This window comes from Sphingomonas edaphi (assembly GCF_003583725.1).
GTDB classification, from domain to species: Bacteria; Pseudomonadota; Alphaproteobacteria; order Sphingomonadales; family Sphingomonadaceae; genus Sphingomicrobium; species Sphingomicrobium edaphi.
Genome location: NZ_QXTF01000001.1, coordinates 885,493 through 908,211, shown reverse-complemented (window position 1 = coordinate 908,211; position 22,719 = coordinate 885,493). Strand labels below are relative to the sequence as shown.

Annotated in this window: 26 protein-coding genes and 1 tRNA gene; 17 read left to right on the top strand and 10 right to left on the bottom strand. The window is 63.0% G+C overall.

Annotation, left to right across the window (positions count from 1 at the left end; all coding sequences use genetic code 11):
- Positions 1-27 precede the first annotated feature (27 nt).
- The 3 genes from D3M59_RS12050 to D3M59_RS12310 all read left to right on the top strand — a co-directional run bounded on the left by D3M59_RS12050 (position 28) and on the right by D3M59_RS12310 (position 1,343).
- Complete coding sequence (locus D3M59_RS12050; protein WP_158581947.1) at positions 28-438, top strand: Cif family virulence factor; 411 nt, start codon at positions 28-30, stop codon at positions 436-438.
- A 119-nt stretch (positions 439-557) separates the two neighbouring features.
- Complete coding sequence (locus D3M59_RS04665) at positions 558-1,115, top strand: glycine zipper 2TM domain-containing protein (protein ID WP_119532026.1); 558 nt, start codon at positions 558-560, stop codon at positions 1,113-1,115.
- Between the two features lie 105 nt (positions 1,116-1,220).
- Positions 1,221-1,343, top strand: coding sequence for a hypothetical protein (locus D3M59_RS12310; protein ID WP_267896918.1), 123 nt, complete (start codon positions 1,221-1,223; stop codon positions 1,341-1,343).
- Here D3M59_RS12310 and ppk2 read toward each other — a convergent pair.
- The 4 genes from ppk2 to D3M59_RS04645 all read right to left on the bottom strand — a co-directional run bounded on the left by ppk2 (position 1,340) and on the right by D3M59_RS04645 (position 3,516).
- The gene (gene ppk2, locus D3M59_RS04660) at positions 1,340-2,122 is read right to left on the bottom strand and encodes a polyphosphate kinase 2 (RefSeq protein WP_119532024.1); all 783 of its coding nucleotides are present in this window, start codon (positions 2,120-2,122) and stop codon (positions 1,340-1,342) included. The two genes, D3M59_RS12310 and ppk2, sit on opposite strands and share 4 nt — an antisense overlap.
- An 8-nt stretch (positions 2,123-2,130) precedes the next feature.
- Complete coding sequence (locus D3M59_RS04655; RefSeq protein WP_119532022.1) at positions 2,131-2,538, bottom strand: thermonuclease family protein; 408 nt, start codon at positions 2,536-2,538, stop codon at positions 2,131-2,133.
- Between the two features lie 76 nt (positions 2,539-2,614).
- Positions 2,615-2,866 (bottom strand): DUF2171 domain-containing protein, encoded by a 252-nt coding sequence (locus D3M59_RS04650; RefSeq protein ID WP_119532020.1) that lies wholly within the window; start codon positions 2,864-2,866, stop codon positions 2,615-2,617.
- Positions 2,867-2,919: 53 nt separating this feature from the next.
- Positions 2,920-3,516, bottom strand: a complete 597-nt coding sequence (locus D3M59_RS04645) for a hypothetical protein (RefSeq protein WP_119532018.1) — start codon at positions 3,514-3,516, stop codon at positions 2,920-2,922.
- 128 nt (positions 3,517-3,644) lie between these two features.
- Here D3M59_RS04645 and D3M59_RS04640 point away from each other — a divergent pair, with 128 nt between their 5' ends.
- The 4 genes from D3M59_RS04640 (at position 3,645) to D3M59_RS04625 (ending at position 7,057) form a co-directional block, all read left to right on the top strand.
- Entirely contained in the window at positions 3,645-3,845 is a 201-nt protein-coding gene (locus D3M59_RS04640) for a hypothetical protein (RefSeq protein ID WP_119532016.1), read from the top strand.
- Positions 3,846-3,917: 72 nt separating this feature from the next.
- Positions 3,918-5,204 (top strand): homogentisate 1,2-dioxygenase, encoded by a 1,287-nt coding sequence (gene hmgA / locus D3M59_RS04635; RefSeq protein ID WP_199662358.1) that lies wholly within the window; start codon positions 3,918-3,920, stop codon positions 5,202-5,204.
- On the top strand, positions 5,201-6,502 hold the full coding sequence (fahA, locus tag D3M59_RS04630) for a fumarylacetoacetase (protein ID WP_119532014.1): 1,302 nt from the start codon (positions 5,201-5,203) through the stop codon (positions 6,500-6,502). The genes hmgA and fahA overlap by 4 nt, the downstream gene beginning before the upstream one ends.
- Positions 6,503-6,652: 150 nt before the next feature.
- On the top strand, positions 6,653-7,057 hold the full coding sequence (locus D3M59_RS04625) for a UrcA family protein (protein WP_158581946.1): 405 nt from the start codon (positions 6,653-6,655) through the stop codon (positions 7,055-7,057).
- 104 nt (positions 7,058-7,161) lie between these two features.
- Here D3M59_RS04625 and D3M59_RS04620 read toward each other — a convergent pair.
- Positions 7,162-7,238, bottom strand: a tRNA-Pro gene (locus tag D3M59_RS04620).
- Positions 7,239-7,399: 161 nt separating this feature from the next.
- Between D3M59_RS04620 and yajC the strand changes: the two genes are divergently transcribed.
- From yajC to ligA, 7 genes are all read left to right on the top strand, one after another.
- A complete protein-coding gene (gene yajC / locus D3M59_RS04615) occupies positions 7,400-7,732 on the top strand; it encodes a preprotein translocase subunit YajC (protein ID WP_119532010.1) in 333 nt (110 codons plus the stop codon).
- Positions 7,732-9,324, top strand: a complete 1,593-nt coding sequence (gene secD / locus D3M59_RS04610) for a protein translocase subunit SecD (RefSeq protein ID WP_119532008.1) — start codon at positions 7,732-7,734, stop codon at positions 9,322-9,324. The genes yajC and secD overlap by 1 nt, the downstream gene beginning before the upstream one ends.
- 12 nt (positions 9,325-9,336) lie before the next feature.
- Positions 9,337-10,299 carry a protein translocase subunit SecF gene (secF, locus tag D3M59_RS04605; RefSeq protein WP_119532006.1) on the top strand — a complete coding sequence of 321 codons (963 nt, stop codon included), beginning with the start codon at positions 9,337-9,339 and terminating at the stop codon, positions 10,297-10,299.
- Positions 10,300-10,379: 80 nt separating this feature from the next.
- Entirely contained in the window at positions 10,380-11,177 is a 798-nt protein-coding gene (locus D3M59_RS04600) for an outer membrane protein assembly factor BamD (RefSeq protein WP_119532004.1), read from the top strand.
- Positions 11,178-11,196: 19 nt separating this feature from the next.
- Positions 11,197-12,849: a DNA repair protein RecN gene (gene recN, locus D3M59_RS04595; protein WP_119532002.1), complete on the top strand. Its 1,653-nt coding sequence runs from the start codon at positions 11,197-11,199 to the stop codon at positions 12,847-12,849.
- Positions 12,846-13,562: a dienelactone hydrolase family protein gene (locus tag D3M59_RS04590; RefSeq protein ID WP_119532000.1), complete on the top strand. Its 717-nt coding sequence runs from the start codon at positions 12,846-12,848 to the stop codon at positions 13,560-13,562. The genes recN and D3M59_RS04590 overlap by 4 nt, the downstream gene beginning before the upstream one ends.
- Positions 13,559-15,589, top strand: a complete 2,031-nt coding sequence (ligA, locus tag D3M59_RS04585; RefSeq protein WP_119531998.1) for an NAD-dependent DNA ligase LigA — start codon at positions 13,559-13,561, stop codon at positions 15,587-15,589. Before D3M59_RS04590 ends, ligA begins: the two co-directional genes overlap by 4 nt.
- On the opposite strand, the gene D3M59_RS04580 is transcribed toward ligA, so the two are convergent.
- From D3M59_RS04580 to D3M59_RS04560, 5 genes are read right to left on the bottom strand one after another with little or no spacing between them, the layout of a single operon-like run.
- The gene (locus tag D3M59_RS04580; RefSeq protein WP_119531996.1) at positions 15,586-16,020 is read right to left on the bottom strand and encodes a nuclear transport factor 2 family protein; all 435 of its coding nucleotides are present in this window, start codon (positions 16,018-16,020) and stop codon (positions 15,586-15,588) included. The genes ligA and D3M59_RS04580 overlap by 4 nt on opposite strands.
- Positions 16,021-16,061: 41 nt before the next feature.
- Positions 16,062-16,955, bottom strand: a complete 894-nt coding sequence (locus tag D3M59_RS04575; RefSeq protein ID WP_119531994.1) for a 50S ribosomal protein L11 methyltransferase — start codon at positions 16,953-16,955, stop codon at positions 16,062-16,064.
- Positions 16,952-17,866, bottom strand: coding sequence for a subclass B3 metallo-beta-lactamase (gene bla, locus D3M59_RS04570; RefSeq protein WP_119531992.1), 915 nt, complete (start codon positions 17,864-17,866; stop codon positions 16,952-16,954). Before bla ends, D3M59_RS04575 begins: the two co-directional genes overlap by 4 nt.
- Positions 17,856-18,560 (bottom strand): SDR family NAD(P)-dependent oxidoreductase, encoded by a 705-nt coding sequence (locus D3M59_RS04565; RefSeq protein ID WP_119531990.1) that lies wholly within the window; start codon positions 18,558-18,560, stop codon positions 17,856-17,858. Before D3M59_RS04565 ends, bla begins: the two co-directional genes overlap by 11 nt.
- 38 nt (positions 18,561-18,598) lie before the next feature.
- The gene (locus D3M59_RS04560; RefSeq protein WP_119531988.1) at positions 18,599-19,945 is read right to left on the bottom strand and encodes a methyl-accepting chemotaxis protein; all 1,347 of its coding nucleotides are present in this window, start codon (positions 19,943-19,945) and stop codon (positions 18,599-18,601) included.
- Between the two features lie 155 nt (positions 19,946-20,100).
- Here D3M59_RS04560 and sdhC point away from each other — a divergent pair, with 155 nt between their 5' ends.
- The 3 genes from sdhC to sdhA are packed head-to-tail and all read left to right on the top strand — an operon-like array spanning position 20,101 to position 22,684.
- Complete coding sequence (gene sdhC / locus D3M59_RS04555; protein ID WP_119531986.1) at positions 20,101-20,496, top strand: succinate dehydrogenase, cytochrome b556 subunit; 396 nt, start codon at positions 20,101-20,103, stop codon at positions 20,494-20,496.
- The gene (sdhD, locus tag D3M59_RS04550; RefSeq protein WP_119531984.1) at positions 20,493-20,885 is read left to right on the top strand and encodes a succinate dehydrogenase, hydrophobic membrane anchor protein; all 393 of its coding nucleotides are present in this window, start codon (positions 20,493-20,495) and stop codon (positions 20,883-20,885) included. Before sdhC ends, sdhD begins: the two co-directional genes overlap by 4 nt.
- A complete protein-coding gene (gene sdhA / locus D3M59_RS04545; RefSeq protein WP_119531982.1) occupies positions 20,882-22,684 on the top strand; it encodes a succinate dehydrogenase flavoprotein subunit in 1,803 nt (600 codons plus the stop codon). The genes sdhD and sdhA overlap by 4 nt, the downstream gene beginning before the upstream one ends.
- The last annotated feature ends 35 nt before the right edge of the window (positions 22,685-22,719 follow it).

The window sequence follows — 22,719 nt, the reverse complement described above, 5'->3', positions numbered from 1 at the left end:
AATGGTCCGCCAAGGGAGGAGCGGAAGATGAGCGACGAAGAAGAGATTGGTGCCGTTATCGATGAAATCTATGCGATGATCAGCGGACCCGCCGGTGACCGCGACTGGAGCCGGCAGGCGAACTGCTTCCTTCCCGAAGCGCGCCAGGTTCGCACCTTCATCGACGAGGACGGCTGGCCGGCAATGCTGTCGATGGGACTCGAGGACTACGCGCGCAATGTTGCGCCCTTTTTCGCCGCCAATGCCTTCTACGAAGTGGAGACGAGTCGCCGGATCGACCGCTTCGGCAACATGGCCCATGTCTGGAGCGCCTACGAGGCGCGAGCCTCGCCCGACGACGCGACGCCCGAGCGGAGCGGGATCAATTCCATCCAGTTGTTCAACCATCCGGACTTGGGTTGGCGCATCATCCACATGATCTGGGACAACGAGCGCTAACGGCGTCTTGAACTAAGCCGCCCGATGAACGGCGGCCTCAGAATCCGTTCAGTGCGAATCGTCCAGCTTTCATCTCAAGGACCCGGCATCCATCGGGCCCTCCATTAAGGAGAGTGAAGATGAAGACCCTGCTCGTCGCCGCCACAGCCGCTGCTGTCGCAACGCCGTTCGCGATGCCCGCCGCCGCCCAGGCTCAGAACCGCGAAGTTCGGCAGGAGCGAAACGAATGTGCCCGAGAACTTCGCCGCGCCGACAACCGCCGCGAATATAACCGTGAGCTTCGGGAGTGCCGCCGCGAGATCAACCAGGCGCAGCGCGAAACGCGCCGCGATCGCCGTCAGGCCGCCCGCGACTGGCGCCAGTACAACCGCTACGATTATAATCGCTACGAGTCCGGCTATAATCGCTACTATGCGGACCGCTATTATCGCAGCGGCGATTATTATGCCGATCGCCGGATGACGCGGAACGACCGCATTTACCGAGGCCAGAACGGTCAATATTATTGCCGTCGCAACGACGGCACGACCGGTCTGATCATCGGTGGCGGGCTGGGTGCCCTACTGGGTAATCAGATCAACATTGGCGGTTCGCGGACCGTCAACACGATCATCGGCGGTGCCGCGGGCGCGATTCTCGGTCAGGCAATCGACCGCGGTAACCTGCGCTGCAACTAGGCGCCGCCTAATAGAGAAAGAGCCGGCCTCAGGCCGGCTCTTTTTCATGTGCGCGTCATATATCCGTCACTACGTTGCAGCGCGCTCCTGCCATCTGCGTCAGTCATGACAGCGATCATCGGCATCATGTTGCTTTCAGGAACCGCAACCGTGGTGGCAATCAGGCGCTGCCCGCTCGCGAGGGCGGTAGGTTTCCAGATCAACCAGGTCGCGTCGGTGGATCGTTAGTCCCGGTCCTTGCCTATGGGGAAGTCGGCAATTGGCTTCACGACTCCGAACTCCTCGTCCAGCGGCTCATGGCCTAGCGGCGGCCAAGCGATCTTTTCTTCGGGACAGCGCGTATCCGGCAGACGATCGAGCAGGTCGCGGATCAGCGTCAACCGTCCCCGCTTTTGGTCATTGAAGTTGACCAGCGTCCAAGGCGCATGCCCGGTGTGCGTGGCCTTTAGCATCGCTTCGCGGGCTGTCGTGTAGTCGGCATATTTCTCGCGCGCGGCTTGGTCAATCGGGGACAACTTCCAGCGCTTCAGCGGATCGTCCATCCGCTCGGCGAAGCGCTCTTCCTGCTTTTCCTGGTTGCAGGCTAGCCAATATTTGAAGAGCAATATGCCGTCGTCTACGAGTTGCCTCTCAAACGCCGGCACCGCCTTGAGAAACGCGTTGACCTGATCCTGCGTCGCGAAGCCCATCACCTTCTCGACGCCGGCGCGGTTGTACCAGCTGCGGTCGAACAGGACGATTTCGCCCTTGCCCGGCAGGTACGGGACATAGCGCTGGAAATACCACTGGCCATTTTCCGCCTCGCTTGGCTTGCCGAGCGCCACCGTCCGGCATTGGCGCGGATTGAGTTTGTCCGATACTGCCTTGATCGCGCCGCCCTTACCAGCCGTATCGCGGCCTTCAAAAAGGATCAGGATACGCTGCCCGGTGACGGAGGCCCAGCGTGCCATGCCGACAAGTTCGGCCTCCATTGGCTCGAGCAGCTCGTCGTACCGCTTGCGCTTCATGTCGCCATTTAACACCAGCTTCGCTTCGACCCGAGGTAGCGGTGGGCAAGTCCCTCGTCGATCAACTTGCCACCGATTGAGATGCCGTTGCGCTCGACGACCATCAATTCGCGGTCATAGCGATCGGTCCTGTGCAGCCGATGCGCACGCATTTCGAACCCGCCGTCGTTCAGCAAGGCACGCAGGCGGTCAGCCGACTTTCGGGCCAGCGCTGCCTCATGCGGGCAAAGCGGCTCGGCGAGTTCAGGTGCGTCGATACCGGTGATCCGGATCCTGCGTAGTCCCAGCTTGAACGTGCCCCCATCGACGATGCAGGCGTTGCCGCGCCCGGATCCGCACATGGTGAAGGTCGCCGAAACCTGCTCGGCCGGCGCCGCGAGCGGGCCGACCGGCGGAATCAGGGCAGGGTCGAGCATCGCGCCCGCGAAGAGCAGAAGCGGAACGAGCCAGAGCGCTCGAAGGACCCGCCGCCCGCGAGGGCGGAACTGCGACTTAGGAATCGCTTTCTTCTTCTTCGAAGGTCACCGCGACGTCGGCGTTGGCCGACAGGCGCACCTGATCACCTTCGACGTCGGCGACGAGGCCACGCGAAATATAATGGTGGTGGCCTTCATGACTGCCTTCGCCGCTGTCTGCCTTGGTCAGCTTGATGCGGTCGCCGACGATCCGGTCCACAGTCCCGACGTGCACGCCGTCGGCGCCAATCACTTCCATATGTTCCTTGACGTCCTCGAAACCGCTCATCGCTTTCCTCCTTCTTTCTCGTCACGCAACGAACCAAGGCCAATAGGGATGCTTCAAGGGCAGGACTTCAGCCCGCTGCGTGCTATATGCCACCGTCGTTGCTCTTCCGTCGAGCCATCCACCTCATTTATGCGTCGCAGGGTGATAGGCCCGACCAGGTTGAATGGCTTGCCGTCTTTGAGCGTCCCGTAAAGCCGGAAGGGGACATCGATGTAGATGGAGCCTGCCGCACCCTGGGGTCGGCCGGGCGCTCCAACATTTGAATGGATCTCTGCATATTTGTTGTACGCCGCGATGAATTCCGTTTCGGTCAGCCCGCTGGCGGTCCCGCCATCCGACCAAAGCGTTCGGGCGTCCGCGAAGTCGCGCTGTTCCAGCAATGCCCCGAAGCGCTGCAACACGTGGCCCGCACCCTGCGCGCTTTTCGAATCGATTACGCCTTCAGAAACTGGCGAGCGAGTGGCGGGATGTCCGTCCGGTTGGCCGGATTTGGTGATCCCCAGAAAGCGCGCCGCTGACTTCCCGTCTACCGGCAGAGGCGGATCGTTCGACGAATCTGTAGCCGTATTCTCGTTCGCCGCTTCCCCGAATCTGCCGCTGCACCCGGCGAGTGCGATGACGATCGAAAGGGAAATGGCGTGGCTCTTCATCTGCGTGACTCCCGCGGTGTCGAGTCAGCGGATAAGAAAGGACATCGTTCCAAAGGACGTTGCAGGGAACCGGCCCGCCAAGCATTCGTTCGTTTCGCCAGCGAATAGAACATACAGGGAGTGAACCAATGGCCGACGAACCCGAAACCGTAGAGCGCACCACAATCGTCGAAACGGACGGGGGCGGCGGTGGCGGAGGCGTGCTCGCCGTCGTTCTGCTGGTAATCGTCGTGCTGGTGCTACTGTTCCTCTTCCGCGATCAGCTTGGCTTTGGCGCCGACAAGACGGAAATCAGCATTCCGGACAAGATCGAGGTCAACGTCAACTAATTGCCTAGCGCATCAGACGCGCGTAACGACCCCCTCGTTTCCCCAAGCGGAACCGAGGGGGTTTTTGCATCCGTGTCCAACCAGCTTTCCTACTTGACCGGCTTTGGCGGCCAGTTTGAAACCGAGGCCGTTCCCGGCGCCCTTCCCAAAGGCCGTAACAGCCCGCAGCGTCCGGCGTTTGGCCTTTATGCCGAACAATTATCGGGCAGCGCCTTCACCGCGCCCCGGCATGAAAACCGACGGAGTTGGCTCTACCGGATGCGGCCGACCGCCGATCACCGCCCGTTCGAGCGATATGAGGGCGCTAGCCTGTTCGCCCCCGGAACGGCGAACGAACCTGTTGCGCCCAACCGCCTCCGATGGGATCCGCCCACCGACCTGCCCGGCGGCGCCGACTTCGTCGACGGGCTGGTGACAATGATGTCCAATCGGGATCCCGCCGATCTGGAAGGCGTGGCAATCCACCTTTACCGCGCGTCGCGGTCGATGGCGGGACGCGTTCTCGTCAACGCCGACGGAGAGCTCCTGATCATTCCGCAGGCCGGCACATTGCGCATCTTCACCGAAATGGGCCGGATGGAACTGGCTCCCGGCTGGGTCGGGCTCATCCCTCGCGGTGTGCGCTTCCGGATTGAAATCGAGGGCGAAGCAACCGGCTATGTCGCCGAAAATCACGGTGCCCCGTTCCGCTTGCCGGAACTTGGGCCGATCGGATCGAACGGCCTTGCCAACGCCCGCGACTTCGAAACTCCGGTCGCCGCTTATGAAGATGTCGACGGCCCATGTGAGGTGATCCAAAAATATCTCGGATCGCTGTGGACGACGACGCTCGATCATAGCCCGCTGGATGTCGTCGCGTGGCACGGCAACCTTGCGCCGTGCCGATACGAGCTGGCGCGGTTCAATGCGATCGGAACGGTCAGCTTCGACCATCCTGATCCGTCGATCTTCACCGTCCTGACATCGCCCAGCGACGTCCCGGGCCGCGCGAATGCCGACTTCGTCATCTTCCCGCCGCGCTGGATGGTGGGCGAGGACACGTTCCGGCCGCCCTGGTTCCACCGAAACGTGATGAGCGAGGCGATGGGCCTGATCCACGGCGAATATGACGCCAAGGCGGAGGGCTTTCAGCCGGGCGGCCTTTCGCTGCACAATCTGATGAGTGGTCACGGACCCGACGTCGAAAGCTGGCGCAAAGCGAGCGACGCCGATCTCGAGCCGATGAAAATCGAAAGCACCATGGCGTTCATGGTCGAAACCTGCTGGCCCTACGTCCCGACGCGGTTCGCTCTGGATCGGGCGCAACCCGACTATGACCTCGCCTGGGCCGACTTTCCGAAAGCGCAACTGCCGAAATGACCAATATCGACGAAACGCACGATCCCGCCCGGAAGAGTTGGGTTGCCACGGCCAACCATCACGCCGATTTCCCGATCCAGAACTTGCCGCTCGGCGTCTTCTCCGTCGGCAGCGGGGAGCCGCGGATCGGCTGCGCGATTGGCGATAAGATCCTGGATGTGCGCGGACTGGCCGAGACCGGATTGCTCGACGACCGCTGGCTTCCGGCCCTCACACGAGCCGACCTCAACGATTGGTTCGCGCGCGGGCATGAAGATTCACGGGCGCTTCGCAGGCTGCTGTCGGACCTGCTGTCCGGGGAGGCGCAGCGTGCGGCGGTCGAGCCGCACTTGATCGATCAGTCCGATACGACGATGCACCTGCCCTGCCATATCGGCGACTACACGGATTTCTACGTCGGCATTCACCACGCGACCAACGTCGGCAAGCAGTTCCGGCCGGACAGTCCCTTGCTGCCCAACTATAAACATGTGCCGATTGGCTATCACGGCCGGGCCAGCTCGGTGACCGTATCCGGCCAGCCGGTGGTCCGTCCCAAGGGGCAGCGCAAGCAGCCCGAGGCCGAGGCGCCCGAATATGGCCCATCGCGCCGCCTCGATTATGAGTTGGAACTCGGTATCTTCGTTGGGCGCGGCAATCGCCTTGGCGAAACGATTCCGATCGGCAAGGCAAGCGATCACATCGCTGGCTATTGCCTGCTCAACGATTGGTCTGCCCGCGACCTGCAGGCGTGGGAATACCAGCCGCTAGGACCATTCCTCGCCAAGAATTTCCAGACCAGTATTTCGCCATGGGTGATCACGTCTGACGCGCTCGCGCCGTTCCGGAAGGCCGTGCCGCCAAGACCGGAAGGTGATCCGGATCCGCTGCCATACCTGTCGGACAGAGCTGACCAGCAGTCGGGCGGGCTCGGTATTGGGCTAAAAGCCAGCCTGTCCACCGCGGCGATGCGCGAAGCTGGTGCAACGCCGTATGTCCTGAGCGAAGGAGAGGCGGATGCGGCCATGTATTGGTCCGCAGCTCAAATCGTGGCGCATCATGCGTCGAACGGCTGCAATCTCCAACCTGGCGACCTGATCGGCACGGGTACGCTTTCGACCGACCGGCAGTCGGGCCTAGGTTCGCTACTGGAAATCAGTAAGGGCGGCAACGAACCGCTCGTTCTGCCGAACGGCGAAACCCGAAGCTTCCTCGAGGATGGCGACGAACTGACGCTGTCCGCCCTTTGCTCGGCCGATGGCGCGGTGACGATCGGTTTCGGCACCTGCATCGGCCGAGTGTTGCCCGCCCGCCGATAATTGCCGTTCGCAGATTGGTCGAAGGCGGCCGACCGTTGGGCGGCAAGTCGAACTGTCCGGTGGCCTGATCGAAGTCGAAGTGCAATGGATTGGCGGCGGTTGCATTCCCTTTTTCATCCACCAGACGCGGTGGACAAAGGGAGATGCACAATGTTGACCCAATCGAACCTCGGCAAGACTTTGCTGGTTGCGTCGGCCCTTGGGGCCGGTCTTGGCAGTATGCCCGCCCTCGCGGCGCAGAGTGAGCCGGTCGTCGTTTACGGCCAGCAGGACGAGAACACCCGCACGGAGCGCGTCTCATTCGCGGACCTCAACCTGGCGAAAGCCAAGGATGCGCGGAAACTTCACTTCCGTGTCGCAAGCGCCGTGAAGCGCGTTTGCCTCTACGACACCGCCCAGATGGGCCTTCGCGATGCCGGATACGGACGCTGCTCGTCCGGCGCGTGGACGATGGCCAAGCCGCAAATCGCCCAAGCGATCGCCCGCGACCAGGAAATTGCCCTGAACGGAAGCTCGTCGATCGCGGCCGTCGCGATCACCATTGCCGCACGGTAACCCGTGGACGGATAGCCGCCGGAGCCACCATGCATTTGTCATGGCTGGCCCGGCGGAACTTGCCGCTGGCGCCTGCCGGCGACGATCCTGTTTCAATTTGAAAATGGTCGGGGCGACTGGATTCGAACCAGCGACCCCCACACCCCCAGTGTGATGCGCTACCAGGCTGCGCTACGCCCCGACCTTGGCACTGCCGCGCCCTAACGGGCTTGGCAGTCGAGAGCGCGCCCTCTACGGCCCCGCGCATCGCTTGGCAAGGCGGGCGAAGCCGTGATAGGCGGCGCCACCTTTAGCGTCCGGGCACCCTCGGGCGCATCTTCGACGAAGAGATTTTCTCAGGCCATGATCACGACATTGCTTCTCGCTGCCGCTGCCGCGCCCTCGGCCGGCACCAGCTTCTTCATCCAGACGATTCCGCTGGTTCTCGTCTTCGTCATCTTCTGGTTTCTGATGATTCGCCCGCAGCAGAAGCGGATGCGTGAACACCAAGCGCAGATCGCGGCAGTGAAGAAGGGCGACCGGGTCGTCACGGGCGGCGGCCTGATTGGCAAGGTTACGCGAGTAACCGATACAGAGGTCGAGGTTGAGCTGGCGCAGGGCGTTCGCGTCATGGCAGTGAAATCGACCCTCACGCAGGTCGTGGATCCAAAGTCAGCACAGCCGGCCAACGACTGATGCTTGACTTCCCGCGCTGGAAAATCTGGGCCGTCACCCTCGTCATTCTTGCCGGAATCGCGCTGGCGATCCCCAGCCTCTTCCCGAAGAGCGAAGTGGAACGCTGGCCGGGCTGGGTCCCCAGCGCGCGGATCAACCTTGGTCTTGATATCGCCGGCGGCAGCCAGTTGCTGCTGGAAGCCGACATCGCCGACGCCGCGAAGCAGCGGCTGCAAGCAATGGAAGACACCGTCACGACCGAGCTTCGCCGCGGCGAACCCCGTATCCAAGTTGGTGACGTTTCGACCTCCGGCGGAAAACTTAGCTTCTTCGTTCGCGATCCCACCCAACATTCCGCGGCGTTCGACCGGATGCAGCAGCTGACGCGCCCCGTCGGACTAACCGGCGCTCGCGACTGGGACGTCACTACTGTCGACGGCAATCGCATCGTCCTGACTCCTACCGAATCCGGCGCGAAGACCGCGCTGAAGGATTCGCTGACCGTCGCTCGCGACGTCGTCCGCCGCCGGATTGATCCGGGCGGCACCAAGGAAATCACCGTCATCAACCAGGGCGACCGGCGAATCTTCGTTCAGGTACCCGGCGTCGAAGACCCCGAAGCGCTGAAGAACCTTATCGGCCAGACCGCGCGCCTCGAATTCAAGTTGGTCGACCTCAATGCGGATCCGGCTCAGGTCGCTGCGGGCCGCGCCCCTCCGGGCAGCCAAGTCCTGCCGATGGCCGACGGCACCGGCGCGATCGCCGTGCAGCGTCGCGTGATGGTATCGGGCGAACAGCTGGTCGATGCCAAGCAGGCCTTCGACCAGGACGGCCGCCCGGTCGTCAGCATCACGTTCAACGCTGCCGGCGCGCGCCGCTTCGGCCGCGTCACCCAGGAAAATACTGGCAAGCCGTTCGCCATCATCCTCGACGATAAAGTCCTATCGGCGCCGAACATTAACGAGCCGATCCTCGGCGGACAGGCGCAGATCAGTGGCAATTTCACCGTCGAAAGCGCCAACGCGCTCGCCGTCAGCCTCGCCTCGGGCAAGCTGCCGGTGAAGCTGAACGTCGTGGAGGAGCGTACGGTCAGCGCCGAGCTGGGCAAGGACTCGATCGAGGCCGGCACAATCGCTTCACTCTTCGCAACGCTGGCGGTGATCAGCCTGATGATCCTAACCTACGGCCGTTTCGGCGTCTATGCGTCGCTCGCGCTGCTGGTGAACGCCTTCATGATCCTCGGCATCATGGCGATCTTCAACGCCACGCTGACGCTGCCCGGCATCGCCGGCTTCGTGCTCACCATTGGCGCCGCAGTTGACGCCAACGTGCTAATTAACGAGCGCATCCGGGAGGAACTCCGACGAGGGCGACGGATGCTCGACGCGCTGGAAACGGGCTACAAGGAAGCCTCCACCGCGATTTTCGACGCCAACATCACAAACACCATCGCCGCCGCGCTGATGATGTATTTCGGGTCCGGCCCGATCCGCGGTTTCGCGGTCGTGCTGCTGATCGGCATCATCACCTCGGTCTTCACCGCCGTGAATTTCACGAGAATGCTCGTGTCGATCTGGGTGAAGTCGAAGCGCCCGCGCGCCATCAATATTTAAGGAACCAAGACGATGAAGCTCCTCAAGCTGGTTCCCGACAACACCAATATCGACTTCATGAGATGGCGGAACATCGCCCTCGTGCTGTCGATCATCGCCACCGTCGCCAGCCTGGTGCTAGTCGGCGTTCGCGGCCTAAACCTCGGCATCGATTTCGTGGGTGGCCAAGTCGTCCGCGCTACCTTCGCCCAGCCGGTTGACATCGAACATCTGCGCGAGCGGGTGGATTCACTGAACGTCGGTGAAGCCAGTATCCAGGAATTCGGGGACAACAGGACCTACCAGATCCGCCTTCCCAAGCCGGAAGGTCCGGACGCGGCGGCTAACCAAGTAGTCACCGCAGTCCGCGCGATGGTTCAAAAGGAATATCCGGGCGTCCAGATCACCGCCGGCGAATCCGTGTCGGGCAAGGTCAGTGGAGAGCTGGCCTGGGACGGCGCGCTGGCCATCGCGTTGTCGATGCTGGGCATCGCCATCTACATCTGGTTCCGCTTCGAATGGCAGTTCGGCGTCGGCGCGCTGGTGACCCTGTTCCACGACGTGTCGATGGTGCTCGGCTTTTTCGCGCTCACCCAACTGCAGGTCGACCTTAACATTGTCGCGGCGTTCCTCGCGATCGTCGGCTATTCGCTCAACGACACAGTCGTCATTTACGACCGTATCCGCGAGAATATGCGCAAGTATCGCAAGATGGAGATCGTCTCGCTGCTCAACTTCTCGCTCAACGAAACGCTATCGCGCACTATCGTGACCTCTCTGGCGATCATGCTGGCGTTGGCCGTGCTGTTGTTGCTCGGTCCCGAAGTGCTGTTCGGCCTGACCGTCGCGATCTTGCTCGGTACCTTCGTCGGCACCTATTCTTCAATCTATATCTCTGCCCCGTCGCTGGTATGGATGGGGCTGAAGCCCGATAGCTTCCTGCGCGGCGAGGATGACGGGAAGGAAGAGGCGTCAAGCGCTGTTCATCCCGCGTGAAGCCGCCTTGGGCGAAACGGGCTTTCGATCGCACGAAAGCCCGCTTGGCCTTCTCTCTCGCCCGCGCTAGGAAACGTCCCATGGTGAACAAGACCCGTATCGCGGCGCTGCTGCTGCTCCCTGCCATCCTGCTTCCCGCCGCTGGCTGCGCGCGCAACAAGGCGAAGGGCGATACTGCCTATGTCGCCCGCGACGTGAACACGCTCTACAGCCTGGCGAAGAGCCGGCTCGACCGCGGAAGCTATGAAGAAGCCGCGAAGTTGTTCGACGAGGTCGAGCGCCAGCACCCCTATTCGGTCTGGGCGCGCCGCGCACAGATGATGAGCGCTTTTGGCTATTACATGGCGCAAAAATATCCCGACGCGGTCAGCTCGGCTCAGCGGTTCCTGACTATTCACCCGGGCAACAAGGATGCGCCTTACGCTAACTACCTCATCGCGATGAGCTATTATCAGCAGATCGAGGATGTGACGCGCGACCAGAAAATCACGCAGCAGGCGTCGGACAGCTTCAACGAACTGATACGTCGCTATCCGCAAAGCCGCTACGCGAGCGACGCGCGCTTGAAGCTGGATCTCATCAACGACCATCTCGCCGGCAAGGAAATGGAAGTTGGGCGCTTCTACCAGCGGTCAGGCAACTGGTTGGCCGCCGCGACGCGCTTCCGCGAGGTTGTCGACAAGTATCAGACGACGAGCCATACGCCCGAGGCACTGGAACGGCTGGTCGAAACCTACTTGAACCTCGGCTTGCAGGATGAAGCGCGGAAGGCCGCGGCTGTCCTTGGCGCCAACTATCCGGGCAGCGAATGGTATCAGCGCAGCTACCAGCTGATACAGCGGCATGCGCCGGTAGCGGCTCCAGCCCAGAGCAGTTGATCCTGAGGCGGCGGCGCCCATGTTGAGGCAGCTGTCGATTCGCGACGTGGTGCTGATCGACCAACTCGACCTCGAGTTCGAGCCGGGTCTCGGCGTGCTGACCGGCGAAACCGGCGCCGGCAAATCGATACTTCTCGACAGCCTTGGGCTTGCGCTCGGCATGCGCGCCGACACGGACCTCGTCCGCGCCGGCCAAGCACAGGCAAGCGTCGCGGCCGAGTTCGAACTTCCGTCCGAGCATCCCGTTTTCGCAACCCTCCGTGAGCAAGGCATCGACGGCGAACCCGGCGAGCCCCTGCTGGTGCGCCGGACACTGAAAGCCGACGGCGGCAGCCGCGCCTTTGCGGGCGGCGCTGGCGTCCCGGCCTCGCTGCTTCGCAACCTCGCCAATGGGCTCGTCGAAATCCACGGCCAGCACGACGACCGCGGCCTTCTTAATCCCAAGGGGCATCGCGCCTTGCTGGATGCATTCGGAAGGATTGATACCGGTCCCGTCGCCAGGGCATGGGCCGACGTTTCGCGGATCGAGGCGGCGCTGGTCGAGACCCGGGCCGCCGCTGATGCGGCAGAGCGCGACCGCGAGTGGCTGGAACATGCCAGCGACGAGATCGCCAGACTGGCGCCGGAGGAAGGCGAGGAAACACGGCTTGCCGAAGAACGGGCGGCCATGCAGGCCGGCGAGAAGGCCGGCGAGGCGTTGACCGGACTGGATGAATTGCTTGGGGGGTCGGACGGGGCGCTGGCCCAACTGCGCCAGGCCGCCCGGCGCATAGAGCGGGGCGCTGCCGATCATCCTCTCCTTGGCGAAGCGCTTGCGAGTCTTGACCGCGCCGTGATCGAGGCGGCAGAGGCCGAGGATCGGATTGCGCGCGCTGCAGATGCACTGGCGTTCGACCCGTCGCGGCTGGAAGCGGTCGAAGCACGGTTATTCGACATTCGCGGGATCGCCCGAAAGCACCGTGTCGAACCCGATGCCCTTCGAGCACTCGGCGAAGAAATGGCCAGAAAGCTGAAGCTGATCGAGGCCGGTACCGAGCGCATTTTCGTGCTGGAATCGGAATTGGCGGCCGCTCGGGCGAGTTTCGACGAATTTGCGTCAGCGCTCCGGGCGGACCGGAAAGAGGCCGCGGAACGGCTTGATGCGGCCGTCGCGGGCGAGTTGGCGCCGTTGAAATTGGATGCCGCCAGGTTCCGCACGGCGCTGGTCGATTCTGATCCCGGGCCGGCTGGGATTGACCGGATCGAATTCGAAGTATCGACCAATCCTGGTGCACCGTTTGGGCCGCTGACCAAGATCGCGTCCGGGGGCGAGTTGTCCCGTTTCATTCTGGCGCTGAAGGTTGCGCTGGCGGAAGCGGGAACCGCGCAAACGATGATCTTCGACGAAATCGACCGCGGCGTCGGCGGCGCGGTAGCCAGCGCGATCGGCGCACGGCTTTCGCGACTGGCCGAAAACTCCCAACTGCTGGTCGTAACCCATTCCCCGCAAGTGGCGGCCCGCGCCGCGCACCATTATCGAATCGAGAAGTCGCATGGCGACGGCGGCGCCCGGACGACGGTCCGCAAGCTGACGCGCGAGGAGCGGAAGGAAGAAATTGCGCGAATGCTTTCGGGCGCCGCAATTACGGATGAAGCCCGCGCTCAAGCGGCGCGGCTATTGGAGGCAGCATGAGCGAACAGCAGTCCCTGACACAGGATTATAACGGCCAGACGGTCGAACATGTCATCGTCCACGACGGCAGCGGCCGGACGCTGCCGACGGTCATCATCATTCCGACGGTCATGGGCGTCCAGCCTCTGGAAATCGGTTTCGCCGAAAAGCTGAACGCGCTTGGTTACCACGCAGTCGTCGCCGACCTGTTCGGGCGCCGGTTCGAGGCTGGTGTCGACAAGGAAGCGGCCTTCGCCGCGATGGGCGAGCTTCGCGCCGACCGCCCCGCGCTCCGCGACCGCCTGTTATCGATCGTCAGCCTGGTTCGGCAGCGCGATCATGTCGACCGGTCGAAAATCGCGGTCATCGGCTATTGCTTCGGCGGTCAGTGCGCGCTCGATGTCGCCCGTTCGGGCGCGGACGTGGCGGGTGTCGCCAGCTTCCATGGCCTGTTCGACCCGCCCGGCCTTCCGCCCCAACCAATCAAGGCAAAGGTCGTCGCCTATCATGGCTGGGACGATCCCATGGTCCCCCCCGAAGCAGTGGTAGCGCTGGGCAAGGAACTGACAGACGGCGGCGCCGACTGGCAGATTCACGCCTACGGTCATGTTGGTCACGGCTTCACCAATCCCAACGCCCACCAGATTGGTATCGCGGGGGTCGCCTATAATGAGGCCGCAGCGCGCAGAAGCTGGGCCAGCCTTGAGGATTATCTGGCGGAGCTGTTTGGATGAGTCTGAACGAAGCGGAGGCCGCCAACCGGCTGATGCGGTTGGCGAAGCTGATAGCGCGCCACGACAAGCTATATCACGACGAGGACGCGCCGGAGATTTCGGACGCCGAATATGACTCGATGGTTCGCGAGAACCGCGAGCTTGAGGCCCGATACCCCCAACTCGTCCGTCCCGACTCGCCGTCGAGTCGGCTGGGAGCGGCGCCGACCTCGGCGCTCGCCAAGGTTAGCCATGCCCGGCCAATGCTCAGCCTCGACAATGCGTTCAGCTCCGTCGAGGTCGAGGAGTTCGCCGGCCGCGTCCGTCGGTTCCTGAATCTTCCCGCAGCGCAGGCGGTGGTGCTGACGGCAGAGCCGAAAATCGACGGGCTGAGCTGCTCGCTCCGCTACGAGGGCGGAGAGCTGGTTCTGGCGGCGACGCGAGGTGACGGGACGGTTGGCGAGGACGTGACGCCCAACGCGCGGACGATCTGCGACATTCCGCAACGCATCGTGGGGGCGCCCGCCGTGATCGAGGTGCGCGGCGAGGTCTATATGTCCAAAGCCGACTTCGCCGCCTTGAACGAAAGGCAGGAAGCGTCTGGCGGGAAGATTTTTGCCAACCCGCGCAATGCGGCGGCGGGGTCGCTCCGGCAAAAGGATGCAAAGGTTACAGAGGCGCGTCCGCTGCGCTTCCTTGCGCACGGTTGGGGTGATATCAGCGAGCGGCTGGCCGAAACGCAGTTCGACGCGATGAAACGGATCGAAGCTTTCGGGATCCCGGTCAGCGACCTGCTCGTCCGGGTGGCAGATCTCCGGGACGCGCTGAGCCATTATGCGGCAATCGAGCAGGAACGTGCGGACTTGCCTTTCGACATCGACGGAGTGGTCTACAAGGTAGACCGGATCGACTGGCAGGACCGGCTTGGACAGGTCGCGCGAAGCCCGCGCTGGGCCCTCGCGCATAAGTTCCCGGCGGAAAAGGCCGAGACCACGTTGGAGGCGATCGATATCCAAGTCGGGCGCACAGGCAAGCTCACTCCCGTCGGGCGGCTAACGCCCGTCGGCGTGGGCGGGGTGATCGTCCAGAATGTAACGCTCCACAATCGCGACGAAATCGCGCGGCTGGGCCTGCGGGTTGGCGACCGTGTGCGAATCCAGCGCGCCGGCGACGTCATTCCGCAGGTCGTCGAAAACCTGACCCGCGATGAAATGCGCGAGCCTTACGTCTTCCCCCACTGCTGCCCCGAATGCGGATCGGAGGCGGTCGCCGAGCAGGGCGAGGTCGATGTCCGCTGCGCCGGCGGTCTCATTTGCCCGGCCCAGCGCATCGAGCGACTGAAGCACTTCGTATCGCGCGGGGCGATGGACATTGACGGCCTCGGCGAGAAAAGCATTGTCGAGTTTGTAGGACTCGGCTGGCTGAGCGGGCCCGCCGACATCTTCCGGCTACGGGATCGCCGGGGCGAACTGATTGGCCGCGAAGGCTGGCAGCAGGTCAGCGTCGACAAGCTTTTGGCCGCGATCGAAGCGCGCAAGGGCTTTGATCCAGCGCGTTTCCTGTTCGGGCTGGGCATCCGCCACGTCGGCGCGGTCACCGCCAAGGATTTGATGAAGGCATTCGGAACCGTCGAGGAGCTTGAACGGGTCGCCCGTTCGGACGGAGCGCTGGCGGAACTTGCCTCGGTCGAGGGGGTTGGCGGGGTGGTCGCGCAGGCGATCTTTGATTTCTTCCATGAGCCGCACAATCGTACAGAAGTAACAGAGCTGCTCGCGCTTGCGAAGCCGGCGGCATTCGTATCGACCGCCCGTCAGACCGAATGGACTGGCAAGACCATCGTGTTCACTGGCAGCTTGGAAACCATGAGCCGCGATGAAGCCAAGGCGCAGGCCGAGCGGCTGGGCGCCCGGGCGGCGGGGAGCGTTAGCGCGAAGACCGACCTGGTCGTTGCCGGGCCAGGCGCGGGTTCGAAGCTCAAGAAAGCCGAGCAATTGGGAATCCCCGTGATCGGCGAGGGCGAATGGGCACAGATTGTGGCGGGGGTCTAGGACGGGCGCCACAGCTGCAACGAGCGGATTCCGGCCGGAACCCGGCGATCCGATTCGGGGCGGGACAGAATTCTTTCTACCATGCGCCATTGCCGCCTAACCCGCGACTTTCGCCAAATGTCGGTTACCCAGAATTCGCCCGACCAGTCCTGGTCGTCCAACGTCGCCTTAATGGTCAACTGGCTAGCGAACACGACGGCCGACCCAACGTCGCGCACATAGATGTCGCCGAATCGATAGGCGGAGCAGGTGAATCGCCCGTTCGCGGCCGCCATCCAGCTGGTGAAGTCCAGGATGGCGCAGGGCTTTGACCCCATAACCAGTCGGAACCGGCGCGACGTCAACGATCTCAGCTCCTTCAAATCGCCGCTGGCCCACGCCCGCATCCAGCGGTTTTCCATGGCCTCGATGACGGACATAAGTTTTGTCATCAACGCGTACCCCGTCCCGCTCGCATGCTGTGGTATCTGTCCTAAGCGGCGGCCTGCAGGACTAGCACGCACCACTCGCCCTCGCTGCGCTCCGCGACCGTCATCCCCAGCGCTTCATAGGCAGCGATAACGGAATCGGCCTGTGTGTCGAGCAGTCCCGCAAGGATCAGCGTGGCGCACGGCGTCACGGCCTTGGCAAAATCCGATGCCAGTTCGACCAGCGGTCCCGCCAGGATGTTGGCTATGAGAAGGTCGAAGGGCGTCCGCGCCGCGAGCATAGGCGACTCCATCCCATCCGCCACTGCAAGCAGCAGCTCGCCTGTGCCATGGCCAAGCTTCACGCCGTTGATCACCGCATTTTCGCGGGTCACGTCGACGCTGATCGGGTCGATGTCGGTCGCGATCGCTTTTGCTTCCGGCCACAACGCCATCGCGGCGAAGGCGAGCAGGCCGGTGCCGGTGCCGATATCGGCAATGTTCGCGTAGCGTTTGCCCGCCCGTTGCAAGCGGTCGAGCGCGGCGAGGCAACCGGCTGTGGTGTCATGCTGACCGGTCCCGAAGGCCAGGCCCGCATCAATTTCGAAATTGACGGTGTCGTCGGGTCGGTCGGCGAAGTGCATCGGCGTATGTACGAAGAAACGGCCGGCGCGGATTGGCTCTAGCCCCGACTGGCTCTTCACCACCCAATCGGTCGAGTCCTCCAGATGCTCGACCTCCGGCTCCGCGTTAGCGGCGAGGCGCCGGAGGAGGATCAGCTCCTGCGTCGTAGGCTGATCGGCGAAATAGGCGTGGATTCGCCAATCGTCCGGCGCATGCGGATCGGGCTCGTCGGCGACGATGACGGGGGGCTGGTCGGCGTAGGGGAAGAAGTCTTCCGCCTCGGGCAGAGCCTCGGCCTCGGCGCGATTGCAATGCAGCGTTACTCGCCAGCTCATTTCACGCTCTCCCTGGCGAGCCGCTCGTCGAGTCGTTTGCCTACAGCCGTGGCGTATTTCCTGCAGCCTTCGGTATCGAACAGGGGCAGCTTGCCGGTCATCCGCTCCTTCATCCCGCTGGCGGACGGATGCGGGGTGAGGAGAATTTCGCAGCGGCTCGAGGCGACCTTGACGATTCCCGCGCGGTAGGCCGCCAAATATTCGGGATGGTCGCTGAACCGGTAGTCGTCGCGGCTAATTGGCGACAGGCTGTCGGCGTACACCATTGTCCGGCACACGCCGCCGTCACAGCTTTCCCATCTCCAGCTTAGCGCCCCGGGAGTATGGCCGGGAGTTGCCATTGCGAAAATCCGGATATTGCCGAGCCGGACATCGCTGCCGTCGCCGACAACTCGCCCAACATTGGCCGCGGGGAAAGGCTTGTGCATCCCGGACTGCGGATCGTCTGCGCCAGGCACTCCGGTATTGAGAACCCGCTCCGCTGCCGCGGAAGTAACCAGCGTAGCGCCAGTCAACTGTTGTAGCCGAGCCATGCCGCCAACGTGATCAAAATGTTCGTGGCTGGTGAGTAGGAAGCGCAAGTCCTTCAACTTAAAGCCCAGCGCACGAATGTTGGCGACAATCAGTTCGGCACCCTGCTCGGTGCCGCTGTCGATAAGCACATGACCATCCTCGCCGGCGATCAGGATCGAGGAGATGCCGCAGGTTCCGACCAGGTAGGTGTTGCCATGAATTCTGACCGGCGGGGCGGGCTTGTCCCACTCCATCGTCGAGTCGCCACAGGCCGCAGCCCATTGCGGTCCGGATTCCTCGATCGGTGCCTTCGGGCGCTCGATCTGGCGCGGAGTCTTGCCGAGCGGGATGGCGACCTGCTGCAGGGCGAGCGCGAGTGCGAAGGCGCTAGCGAACATAGCTGGCTCCGTTGATGTCAATCACCGCGCCGGTCGCGCTGGCGGGCGCCCGGGTTGCGAGCCAACGAATTGTCTCGGCGACTTCGTCGGTGCTTGCCACCCGGCCCAGCGGTATGTCAGCCAAGATTTGCGCACCGCCGCGCCCGGTTAAATATTCCTCGGTCATTTCCGAAACGGTGAAGCCGGGGCAGACCGCGAACGCGAGAATATTTTCACTCGCATAACCCCGTGCGATGCTCTTGGTCATGCCGATCATGCCGGCCTTAGACGCCGCATAATGCCAGTGGGCAGGGCTGTCGCCGCGATAGGCCGCGCGGCTCGCGACGTTGACGATTCGACCGCCACCCCCTCGTTCACGGAAATGCTGGACGGCGAGGCGGCAAAGATCGGCACTGGCTTGCAGGTTAACGGTCAGGGTCCGCGCCCAAGCGGAGTGCCATTCGTCATCCGATGCCCCGACATCGATGCCTTCGAAAATTCCGGCATTATTGACCAAGACGTCGATCCGGCCGCCGAGCGCCTTGACCGAGCGGTCCCACAGGTGGCGCGGCGCGGACGGCTCAGCGAAGTCGGCGCCGATCAGGCCGTCGTTGCCGCTCGTAGAATGGCCAACGATCTGATGGCCGTCGCGAATGAGGGCGGCAGAGGCGGCCGCGCCGATTCCCCGGCTAGCGCCAGTCAAAAGGATGTTCATGAAAACCGCCTAGCTGGCCGGGCGGCATCACGAAAGGGTCAGGCGGCGAACCTGGAAACGAATTCGCTGGTTGTCGCGCGGAAGTCGGCGATCTGGCTTGAGAAGCGGTCGAACCCCTGCTCGACACTATCGATGTCCTTAGCAACATTTTCCGTGTCTGCCCGGATGGCTGCAATCGTCGAGCTCATCGAGTCGGCTGCGAGCGCGGTTTCGTCCACCGCTGCAGTGATCATCGTCACAGTCTGCGCCTGAAGCTCCATCGCCTGGCGGATTCGGTCGGCGCTGGTCTGCACCTCCTCGACGGTCGCCTGGATTGAACCGTTGGCTTCGACCGTCTGGCGCGTCGCTGCCGTAATGGCACTGATTTTGGCCGTGATGTCATCGGTCGCCCGCGCCGTCTGGCTTGCAAGGCTCTTCACCTCCTGCGCGACGACCGCGAAGCCGCGTCCGGCATCGCCCGCGCGCGCTGCCTCGATTGTCGCGTTGAGCGCCAGCAGGTTGGTCTGACCGGCAATGTCGCGGATCAGGCCGAGGATCGACTCGATTGCTTCGACATGGTTGGACAGGGCGCGACTGACTTCAACTGCTTTCTCGGCCTGTCCGCCCGCGCGGGTGGCGACGCCCGACGCGACTTCCACTTCAGTCCGCGCATCCTCGATGGCGCGAATCAGCCCCGCAGCAGTTTGTGCCGCTTCGCGCATTGCGACGGCCGATTGCTCGGCGGCGGCAGCGACTTCGCTGGTCTTGCCCAGCATTCCGCGCGCGGCCGTGGAGGTCGTCGCGGCCTGGGCGCGGAGCTGATCACTTTCACGGGTGCAGCTCTGCACGACGTTCAGCACCTTGGAGTTGAATTCGCCGGCTTGGCGCGACTGCGCCTTTTCGCTTTCGCTGCGCGTAATGTTGATCGCGTGATGGATGAAGACATCGATCTCCAGCATCTGCAGTTCCGACAGGGTACGCGCGAACAAAATCTGGTCGTCCTGGTTGTCGGTCGCGCCACGGATTGCGCGAAAGGCAGCCTCGGTTTCCGCCGAAAGGCCCGACAACAGCGTCGACAGTGTCAGGCCGGCAGATAGCGCCTTTTCTACGTATCCGCGCGCAGTGCGCGCCCACTCAGGGTTGTCCACCCGGGAGAATTTCGCTGCGAGGTATGGCATAATTGCGCGAGCAAATTCGTCGATACGGGACTGGTCGAAGCGCTGGCCGACCTCGGGCGAGCGGCCATAATGCGTCCAGAATTCGCGGGCGAGGTCGGTGTCGGCGTGACGGATCAGGTCCCACAAGCGACGGGCGCGTTCTGGCAGGTCACCGCTGGTATCGTAGAAGCTGAGGCCCCGCGACAAGTCATATTCGCCGCCCTTGGTTTCCTGCATCACCGTTGCCATCTCGCTTGCGCCTTACCCTTGCCGTGTGAATCGTTCGGGTGAAGCTATGCGCGGGCAATGGTTAAAGGCGGGTTAGCTCTCGCGAGGGCAATCTTGCGCAGCGGGCCGATGCTGCCTAGGGGAACAAGCCTTCAATTTCGGCGCATCGAGGACCCATGAGCAGCACCCGTGAGCGACCCCTGTCGCCGCACCTGACGATCTGGAAATGGGGACCGCATATGCTGGTCTCGATCCTTCACCGCGTGACGGGCGCCGCCCTGACCGTTGCGGGTCTAGCCCTGCTTGCCTGGTGGCTGGCGGCAATCGCCGGCGGCGACCAGGCCTATGCCGACTTCGTCAACCTTGCGGGCCATCCGGTCGGGCTTACTGTTTTCGTTGGGCTCACCTGGGCCTTTTGGCAGCATTTCTTCTCGGGCCTTCGTCACATCGTGCTCGACACGGGCGCGGGATATGAACTGAAGATCAACCGCTTCTGGGCGGTGATGACACTGGCTGGATCATTGCTGGCGACGGCCGCCACCTGGTTCTTCTTGTTGGGAGTGGGTCGATGAGCCTCGGGCAAAGCGCAACACCGCTCGGCAAGGTCAAAGGTCTTGGCGCGTCGGGCCATGGCGGTCACCATTGGTTGGAAGAGCGCTTCACCAGCGTATCGCTTGTCCTGCTGTCGCTTTGGCTCGTCTTCTCGCTCGCCATGCTCCCGGAACTGAGCCGCGAAGTGCTGAAAGAATGGCTCGGCTCCGCCTGGGGCGCAGTGCCGATGACGTTGTTCATCGTCACGGCGTTCAAGCATGGCCTCGACGGCATGAAGGTCGTCGTCGACGACTACGTCCATGAAGAGGGCAATCGCATCGCCCTTCACTTCCTTCTCACCATGGCGGCGATCGCCGGCGCCGCGACCAGCCTGTTCGCGCTTGCCAAGATCGCCTTCGGAGCCGCCTGATGTCCGCCTACAAAATTATCGACCATGTGTATGATGTCGTCGTCGTTGGCGCCGGCGGCGCTGGCCTTCGCGCGACGATGGGTGCGGCCGAAAAGGGGCTGAAGACCGCCTGCATCACCAAGGTCTTCCCGACCCGCAGCCACACTGTTGCCGCGCAAGGCGGCATTGCCGCGTCACTCGGCAACATGGGGCCAGATCACTGGACTTGGCACATGTACGACACCGTCAAGGGGTCGGACTGGCTGGGCGACCAGGACGCGATCGAATATCTGTGCCGCGAGGCACCGGCGGCGGTTTACGAGTTGGAGCATGCCGGCCTGCCCTTCAGCCGCACCGAAGACGGAAAGATCTACCAGCGCGCATTCGGCGGAATGACGCAGAACATGGGCGAGGGTCCGGCTGCACAACGTACTTGTGCCGCTGCCGACCGGACCGGCCATGCCATGCTTCACACGCTTTACCAGCAGAGCCTCAAGTACGACGCGGACTTCTTCATCGAATATTTCGCGCTCGACCTGATCATGGAAGATGGCGCTTGCCGCGGCGTGGTTGCCATGTGCCTCGATGACGGATCGATCCACCGTTATCGCGCGCAGGCCGTCGTGCTGGCGACGGGGGGTTATGGCCGCTGCTATTTCTCAGCGACCTCGGCGCACACCTGCACCGGTGACGGCAATGCGATGGTTCTTCGCGCTGGCCTGCCGCTTCAGGATATGGAGTTCGTACAGTTCCACCCGACCGGCATCTATGGCGCGGGCGTGCTTATCACGGAAGGTGCGCGCGGAGAGGGCGGCTACCTCACGAATAGCGAGGGCGAGCGCTTCATGGAGCGCTATGCGCCGAGCGCGAAGGATCTTGCCAGCCGCGACGTCGTATCACGCTCGATGGCGATGGAAATCCGCGAAGGACGCGGTGTTGGCGAGCACAAGGATCATATCTTTCTGCACCTCGACCACATCGATCCGAAAATTCTGGCAGAGCGGCTGCCGGGTATTACGGAAACGGCGAAGATTTTCGCGGGCGTCGACCTGACGCGGCAGCCGATCCCTGTCACGCCGACCGTCCACTACAACATGGGTGGCATTCCGACCAATTATCATGGCGAAGTCGTCACGTTGAAAGACGGAAAGCCGGATACGGTCGTTCCGGGCCTGTTTGCGGTCGGCGAGGCCGCCTGCGTATCGGTCCACGGCGCCAATCGCCTCGGCTCCAACAGCCTGATTGACCTGGTTGTCTTCGGCCGCGCTGCGGGCCTTCGTCTTGCCGAAGTCATCAAGCCGGGCGCCCCGCAGCCGAAGCTTGAGAAGGAAGCCGGTGCGATCGCACTCGAGCGGCTCGACAAATTCCGCCACGCGGAAGGTGGTACTTCGACGGCGGCGATCCGCTCCGAAATGCAGCGCACGATGCAGGCCGATTGCGCCGTGTTCCGCACTGAGCGAACTCTTGCGGAGGGCGTCATCAAAATCGACGCTATCTACAAGAAGTTGGCGGACGTGCGTGTCGCCGACCGCAGCATGATCTGGAACAGCGACCTCATCGAAACGCTGGAACTCGACAATATGCTGGGCCAGGCAGTCGTCACCATGCATTGCGCCGCAAACCGCAAGGAGAGCCGCGGCGCGCACATGCACGAAGATTATCCGCAGCGCGACGATGCCAACTGGATGAAGCACACGATTGCCTGGATTGATGGTTGGGGCGGCAAGGGCGGGGGCGTGAAGATCGATTATCGCCCGGTGCACAGCTACACGCTCACGGACGAGGTTGATTACATCAAGCCGAAGGCGCGCGTTTACTAAGCAATCGCTTTCTCGCTTCGGGCTTTGCGGATTGG